Source organism: Okeania sp. SIO2C2 (assembly GCF_010692625.1).
In the GTDB taxonomy this organism is placed as follows: Bacteria; Cyanobacteriota; Cyanobacteriia; order Cyanobacteriales; family Microcoleaceae; genus Okeania; species Okeania hirsuta.
The window spans coordinates 280,864-289,057 of the sequence record NZ_JAAHGM010000002.1 but is presented as its reverse complement, the minus strand read 5'-3'; the positions used below and the strand labels follow the sequence as shown (position 1 = coordinate 289,057).

The 8,194-nt window shown below is 39.2% G+C and carries 5 protein-coding genes and 1 pseudogene; 4 read left to right on the top strand and 2 right to left on the bottom strand.

What is annotated here, in order from left to right; all coding sequences use genetic code 11:
• Both F6K18_RS02125 and F6K18_RS02120 read left to right on the top strand, forming a co-directional pair.
• A partial coding sequence (locus F6K18_RS02125; RefSeq protein WP_287518156.1) for a Calx-beta domain-containing protein occupies positions 1–2,976 on the top strand: 2,976 nt, incomplete at its 5' end.
• A gap of 12 nt (positions 2,977–2,988) precedes the next feature.
• On the top strand, positions 2,989–3,333 hold the full coding sequence (locus F6K18_RS02120) for a hypothetical protein (RefSeq protein WP_287518153.1): 345 nt from the start codon (positions 2,989–2,991) through the stop codon (positions 3,331–3,333).
• 215 nt (positions 3,334–3,548) lie between these two features.
• Here F6K18_RS02120 and F6K18_RS02115 read toward each other — a convergent pair.
• Positions 3,549–3,890, bottom strand: a pseudogene (locus tag F6K18_RS02115) (transposase); the annotation flags it as partial.
• A 435-nt stretch (positions 3,891–4,325) separates the two neighbouring features.
• Here F6K18_RS02115 and F6K18_RS02110 point away from each other — a divergent pair.
• The gene (locus F6K18_RS02110) at positions 4,326–5,192 is read left to right on the top strand and encodes a calcium-binding protein (protein ID WP_287518151.1); all 867 of its coding nucleotides are present in this window, start codon (positions 4,326–4,328) and stop codon (positions 5,190–5,192) included.
• A gap of 613 nt (positions 5,193–5,805) precedes the next feature.
• Positions 5,806–6,711, top strand: coding sequence for a tRNA pseudouridine(55) synthase TruB (gene truB, locus F6K18_RS02105; RefSeq protein WP_287518210.1), 906 nt, complete (start codon positions 5,806–5,808; stop codon positions 6,709–6,711).
• A gap of 615 nt (positions 6,712–7,326) precedes the next feature.
• Here the strand turns inward: truB and F6K18_RS02100 are convergent.
• On the bottom strand, positions 7,327–7,668 hold the full coding sequence (locus tag F6K18_RS02100) for a hypothetical protein (protein WP_124142834.1): 342 nt from the start codon (positions 7,666–7,668) through the stop codon (positions 7,327–7,329).
• Positions 7,669–8,194: the final 526 nt, after the last annotated feature.

Below are 8,194 nucleotides of genomic sequence, written 5' to 3'. Positions count from 1 at the left end.
CGTATAGAAGCAGAAGACATGACTCTAAGTGGCTACAAATCTGAATCCAGAAGTGTAGCTTCAGGTGATGCAGTAGTCTCTATCTCGAACTCAGGCTACACAGAAGGTAGTGCCACAACTCAGTTTACAGGAGATACAGGTACATACAATGTAGTAGTAGGTTACTATGATGAAAAAGATGGTCAATCTTCTGTTTCAGTAGAAATTGGTAATGAGACCATTGATTCCTGGGAATTTGACCAAAATCTGCGTAGTAGCTCGGTGAGTAGTAAAAATTTTGTAGAGCGGACTATCGCTACAAGTCTACAGATTAATAATGGAGAAAACATCACCCTTAACGGTGAAAAAGAGGCAGGGGAGAGGGCAAGATTTGACTACATTGAATTTATCCCTGTTGCAGCACCAGGGCCAGCACCAGCACCAGCACCAGCACCAGCACCAGCACCAGCACCAGCACCAGCACCAGCACCAGCACCAGCACCAGCACCAGCACCAGCACCAGCACCAGCACCAGGAACATTATCCTTCAGCGACACCACTTACAGCATAAATGAAGATGGTACTACTCAAGGTGCCGTCATAGTTACTCGTAGCAGTGGCAGTGATGGAGCAGTCAGTGTGACAGTTACCCCCTCTAACGGTACAGCAACAGCAGATAATGATTATGACAGCACTCCCATAACAGTTGATTTTGCAGATGGAGAAACAGAGAAAACAATTAATATCTCTATTGTTGATGACAGTGAGCAAGAGGATGACGAAACAATTAATCTAACTTTATCCTCCCCTACAGGAGGAGCAACCCTCGGCACTGAGGAGACAGCGGTGTTAACAGTTGTAGACAATGATGCTTCTTCTCCAGATAATGGTAATAGTGGTTCACCATTGCGTATAGAAGCAGAAGACATGACTCTAAGTGGCTACAAATCTGAATCCAGAAGTGTAGCTTCAGGTGATGCAGTAGTCTCTATCTCGAACTCAGGCTACACAGAAGGTAGTGCCACAACTCAGTTTACAGGAGATACAGGTACATACAATGTAGTAGTAGGTTACTATGATGAAAAAGATGGTCAATCTTCTGTTTCAGTAGAAATTGGTAATGAGACCATTGATTCCTGGGTATTTGACCAAAATTTGGGTAGTAGCTCGGTGAGTAGTAAAAATTTTGTAGAGCGGACTATTGCTACAAGTCTACAGATTAATAATGGAGAAAACATCACCCTTAACGGTGAAAAAGAGGCAGGGGAGAGGGCAAGATTTGATTACATTGAATTTATCCCTGTTGCAGCGCCAGCGCCAGCACCAGCACCAGCACCAGCGCCAGCACCAGCACCAGCACCAGCACCAGCACCAGGGCTAGCACCAGCACCAGGGCTAGCACCAGCACCAGCACCAGCACCAGAGCCAGCACCAGGAACATTATCCTTTAGCGACACCACTTACAGCATAAATGAAGATGGTACTACTCAAGGTGCCGTCATAGTTACTCGTAGCAGTGGCAGTGATGGAGCAGTCAGTGTGACAGTTACCCCCTCTAACGGTACAGCCACAGCAGATAATGATTATGACAGCACTCCCATAACAGTTGATTTTGCAGATGGAGAAACAGAGAAAACAATTAATATCTCTATTGTTGATGACAGTGAGCAAGAGAATGACGAAACAATTAATCTAACTTTATCCTCCCCTACAGGAGGAGCAACCCTCGGCACTGAGGAGACAGCGGTGTTAACAGTTGTAGACAATGATGCTTCTTCTCCAGATAATGGTTTAGGTGGAGATAATACTTTTAACGGTGGTCCTGGTGATGATAATTTCGTCAGTAGCTCTGGTAACAACAGCTACGATGGCGATGAGGGTGAAGATACAGTCAGCTATGCTAGCAACAAGACCAGTGGACTTATTGCTAACCTTGAGACTGGTGAAGTCAGCCGTAAGTTTGAAACTTGGTCTGAAGACTTTAAAATTTTACCTCTAGGCGACTCTAACACTCGCGGATATCCTAGTGATGCCAGCATTGGTGGCTATCGTAATGAATTATGGAGGTCTTTAAATGGTGCTGGCTACAATATAGATTTTGTTGGTACAGCATACAGTGGTCCTTCTGATATTGATCAAGACCACGAAGGTCGTGGTAGATTCACTATTAATCAACTTACAGATAACGTCAATAATGCTCGAGGTAAAAATCACCCATCAGTGGCAAGATACACAAATATTGAAGATACCTTAGCCACTTATGAACCTGATATGGTTTTATTGATGGCAGGTACAAATGATATTAATGGAGGGGATAGTCCAGATACTGCTCTTGCAGACCTTGGTGTTCTGGTAGATCGAATGATCACAGCACTACCAGAATCACAAATTTTAGTTGCATCTATTTTGCCAAACTTTAGTAACTCGGACAGAGAAGCGAGAACTGAGGAGTTTAACGAGCGAATACCTAGTGAAATAGTTGAACCCAGAAAATCTAGTGGACATAATGTACATTTCGTAGATATTTTTAATACACCTTTAGAGTCTAGTGATTTCACTAGCGATGGTTTTCATCTAATACCTAGTGGTTACGATAAGATAGCTGTAACTTGGGAAGATGCTATGCTCAATACGGTTGTCGCTCAAGATACTTTAACAAATATTGAGAACTTGATTGCTTCTGATGGTGATGATGAACTTATAGGTGATAATTCTGCCAACCAACTTACAGGTGGTCTTGGTGATGACACCCTAACTGGTGGTGGTGGTAATGATGTATTTATCTATAGTCAAGGAGATGGAACTGACATTATTACAGACTTTGAAGTTAATAACGATAAACTTGGATTATCTAACGGTTTAACTTTCAGCGAATTAACGATTGAAAATGCAGGTACAAGCACTGAAGTTAAGGTCACCCTCACTAATGAAGTTTTAACTGTACTTGAAGGGGTAATAGCAAATGACATTACCTCCAGTGATTTCATAACAGTCTAATATCATGTTCGGATGATCACTTATAATAAAGCCAGAATCATTACAGTAGCAGTATTCAAACTTTATGGCCAAAAAGATGACGATATAGCTGCCGCACTTGCTCCGCCAACACAAACTACCTTTATCTCAACGTTGGTTGAAGACCCGCGCTCTCCCGTAGGGGAGCGTCGTATGGGAAAACCAATCAATTTTGCAGTTCTAACAATAGTATGCTATAGTAAAGATCATAAGGCTGCTGGGCTAGCAGTGTCAGTCTGTGGAGCGACCGTAAGACCGAAAAGAGGTTCGGCCTTGGAGGCAGGTGCTATGTTAGCGCAGCTCCTCTGTCAAGAGGAAGCAGAAAGCCCCTATCAGTGATGTTGGGGAATCCCGCGTTGTCGCGTAAGCGCAACGTCGGGAGGATGTCAAGTTCGAACGATCGCTTATAATTGAACAGCCCTAGTTTGAGGCCACCAATGGAAGCAAGTTAGTCCTTGTATTAAATCATGCTGTTTCATATCATGTCCGCTGGGGCGCGTTTGTGTAAACCCAAAGGTGAATATCTACAGGAAATTTAAGTTTTTTTCTTGCTCTTAGGTATTCCTGACTGTTCCCTGTTCCCAGCTCCGGTGTTCCCTACCCTTGCTATACAATACCGATGCTACCGGACATGATATCATTAGTTGTTGACACCGAAAGACTAATAGTTCTTCAAGTTCATCTAAAGAAAGGGGAGAGCTATTGGCCACAACTTCATTAGTTAAAGGCCACAAACGTTCTGCTGGTTGTCGTTCTGGTGACTTGGCAGGTAAATAGATTAAATTTAAACCCTCTGGTATCTTCAAACTATGACTGGTATGCCAACCGGCTTGATCGATGACCAGTAGAACTCTTTTATTCTTTCCCAGACCATATTCAGTGGCAAAATCATCTAAAAACAGGACTTACGTAAGGACACTATATATAGTGTTAATCTTTAAGGCTCTCTCTAGATTTGCGATCTAAACTCCGTTTCCCTGGCTCTAGAAACAGTAGGAAAAACATTTTCCTGTCTAAAAATCATTATCATATGAAATCCGGTTATACAGTTATCTCACTTTCTACTTCCATTAAATACAGACATAAAATGCCGGAATATCCCAAGATTTTTCCCACTCTCATCCTGACTTTCTCACTACTTTCTCACTACTTTCTCACTACTTTCTCCTGACTCCTGACTCCTGACTCCTGAATCTTGACTCCTGACTCCTGACTCCTGAATTATACGATAACTAATTATCCGGATACTGTATCACTTTATGTCTTAACCAATCTATACTATTACTATAAATATAAATATTATTCACAAAGAAGTTATTCGGTAAAGTTTTATGGTCACGGCAACACAAGAAGACCTTTTTAACGGTGTAATCGATCTGTTTAGTTTTTTTAGGCCTTCGATTATTGATGAATCAATGCCAGGAGTGGGTAACGATACCAATGGAGGTGGTAATGGCGATGGGAGTGGTAATAGCACAAGCACCGATGGAAGTGGGAGTTCTGGAAATCAATTCAATGAAATTCTCGGCACACAAGAGGATGAGAGTATCAATGGTACAGCAGGAGCAGACCTCATTATGGGAATGGGAGGTCGAGATTCTATAGAAGGTAGAGGCGGAGGAGATAGAATTTTTGGAGAGGGAGATAATGATACTTTGCTCGGAGGTGAAGGTAATGATTCTCTACTCGGTGGTCAACAACAGGATTCTATTCTAGGGGGTGATGGTAGCGACACATTGTGGGGTGGTAGGAATAATGACTCTCTATTTGGTGAAGAAAATGAAGATACACTCTATGGTAATAAAGGGAATGACCGTCTTTTTGGAGGTTTAGAAGATGATAGCCTCTTGGGAGGTAAAGAAGATGATTCTCTAGATGGAGGTGAAGGTGATGATACTCTAGTCGGCGATCGCGACTCTGATACTTTAACTGGAGGAACAGGAGAAGATTTATTTGCTATTAGTGAAAATACAGGTGGTCTCAGTCCATCAGATGCAGATATTATTACAGACTACAACCCTGAAGAAGACGATCAAATTGGATTAATTAATGGTTTGGAGCGTAGTGACATAGAATTTGAGACAACAGTTGTAGGTGGAGAAAACGGTGTAGCTATTAGGTTGAGGGATGATGAAGAAGATTATCTGGCAATAGTGCTGAATGTTGTAGAAGGCGATCTTGACTTTACTATTATCTAATATCATGTCTCTTTAAATACCCACAAATAACATTGATTAGGGAGTAGGGAGTAGGGAGTAGGGATTAGGGATTAGGGGGAAATTTGATAGATTCTCAAGATAATTGATGAAGATCATTAATATTTACGTCTAATTAATGAGACCTGATATAAAATCAAAGAATATAGCAATGAGCGCTGGTATATTTACAAATTGCAGGAGAGGCCAAATAGCTAAAAGTCTTATATTATCCGCAATTTATTCCCCCTGTTGCCTGCGCACAGCGCTATAACGAAAAATTATGGGTGGAATAACAATATAATGGGCGTTGCTTAAATGTAATGATAATTAGACATCTCCTCCACCCATAGGGAGTAGGCAGTAGGGAGTAGGCAGTAGGGGTAAAGAATTGATAATTTCTTTGGGATATAGATATTGATTTTTGATTCTTGGAGATGTCTATTAGCTGAAGGTAAAATTGAAAAACTGGCGTTACACAGTGACAAATGATTTTAGATTTTTGATGAACAGGATTTTGGATTAATCAATTGCTAAAATAATTAATATTAGGTTTTTTACTCAAAGTCTAAACTAATTTTTGGCAATATCATTCCATAATGTGCAAACCCATATAATGCAAGGCTTTCTCAATCTCAACAAACCATCTGGCATGACTTCCCATGACTGTGTAGCAAAAGTAAGAAAGTTACTACGTCTCAAGCGTGTTGGCCATGGAGGAACTCTCGATCCTGCTGCTACTGGTGTCTTACCTATTGCCGTGGGAAAAGCAACTAGATTATTACAGTTTCTACGCTCAGAAAAAGCTTATTGTGGCACAGTCAAATTTGGTGTAATTACGACCACTGATGATTTAGAGGGAGAAATTGTTAAATCTACACTAGCGTCACAGTTAACATTGTCTGATATAGAAGCGGTGCTGCCAAATTTCTTAGGAAAAATTGAACAACTGCCTCCTAGTTACAGTGCAATACAGGTGGAAGGAAAGCGACTTTATGATTTAGCTCGTCAGGGAAAAACTGTTGAAATTCCTACTCGGGTTGTAGAAGTGTCTAGTTTAGAAGTTCTTGAATGGCGGAGTGGAGATTTTCCTGAGCTGGATTTAGCGATCGCTTGTGGTGCCGGAACTTATATTCGGGCGATCGCTCGCGATCTAGGTGCTGTTTTAAATACTGGAGGGACTTTAGCTACTTTAACTCGAACAGAAAGTAGTGGCTTTTCTTTGAAAGATAGTCTTACTTTTGAGGAGATGGAAACTCAACTGCAACAAAAAACTTTTAGTCTCTTATCACCGGAGGTAGCATTGGCACATTTACAAGCAATAGTTTTAGTTATTGAGGATGCCAAAAGATGGTGTCAAGGTCAACGTTTACCTTATCAAAAAAAATGGGAAATAGAAGACGAAAAAACTGAAAATCCTTTACGGGTATATAATATTGAAGGTGTATTTCTGGGTATTGGGCAGTTAATCAAATCCGAGGAAAATTTATTATTAGCACCTCAAGTTGTGATTTGTGAATAAGAAGGAAGAAGAAAGAAAGAACAAGGAAGAAGGAAGAAGGAAAAATCTAGCTTTGTCTGAGTTTTCAGTTTTTGATATGTCCGCGCCCTTTCCTGCGACTGCTATACCAATTTTTTTTAATTAGACCTCTTGCATAATATCATGTCCGCTGGGGCGCGTTTGTGTCAAACCAAAGATGAATATCTACAGGAAATTTACCTTGTTTCAAGCTTTTAAGCCTTCTTCCCTCTTGCTTCTTGCTTATTCCTTACCTTCACGCTGACAATACCGATGCTACCGGACATGACATAAATCATATCAAATCCATTTGATTGGACATAAAAAAAATCTCCAATCGTCATAACTATGCTCATCAAAGTGATTCTCTCAGCAGGGAAGAAGAGGAAGTTTTAAAGTGTAGAAAGTTTTTTTGTCACGCTATTATCCGGACATAATATTAGATCAAAAAATCACGAGTTTACATAACTTATGCAATATAGCTAACTTATCTGAATTAAGAAAATTCCAAATTTCAATTTTTAAGATAAAAAGTCTGCAAATATTACTTTTATTGCCCGTCTTTATGTAGACATTACATTGGCGAATGAAATATCTCCAGACCCACATCAATACCACCTAATTATTCAATAATAATTCAAAGGATTGCCTTAAAGATTTAATATCTCCCACTCTTGCCACTAAAAGGTTTTCCTCCCCAGCATCTTTTAAGCGAGAATTCCAATACTGAATACTATCAGGGTTATTCATCCAAAAATTAATCACTGTTTCGACAACTTTATCTACTCTCCAACCACGATTAGTAGAAACATTTTCAACAGATTTTATAAACACATCTAGAGAACATTCATGGTTTCCGAGATATTCTACAGTTAAGTTTTTTTCTACTTGCAGTTTTTGTTGGTGATTAAAAAAATGTAAGATTGGAGAAATACCTAAAAGTTCAAAAGTATACTGCATTTCTGTGTTTCCTCTCTAATTATTTTTGATATTATAACTATATTTTAGATACATTCAAGTTAGCAGTCTTTCAAGGTGAGTGCTAATTTTTTGACCTCTAATTAATTATTAATCAGATGCAAAACCTTGACTTTATTCTTTAATTTGTCCTCAAAATATAATGGCGTATTTTTAGCACTTATTATCAAAGATTGCTAATAGTTTATCTAGTTAAATTTTGTAGTTTTATCAACTTCTTATTTAGATAATACTAATTTGTCAAATCAGTTTTTGTCAAATTATTTACATTCAAGACAACATTTTATTTACATAACTTTACATTATCTGATTTTTACTTTTTTTATATCTACATTAGATTGTGTAGAAAATCTCTGAAAATTAGAGAGAAGAAAATACTGATAATAATGTCAGACCTGATTATCTATAATTAATTTAGATTTTGTTACGAATGTAGTAAGATTTTATGACTGTAACGATCAAACAAATATTCCTAATTTAATTCCCAGTTACTTTATTCCTCAAAAAT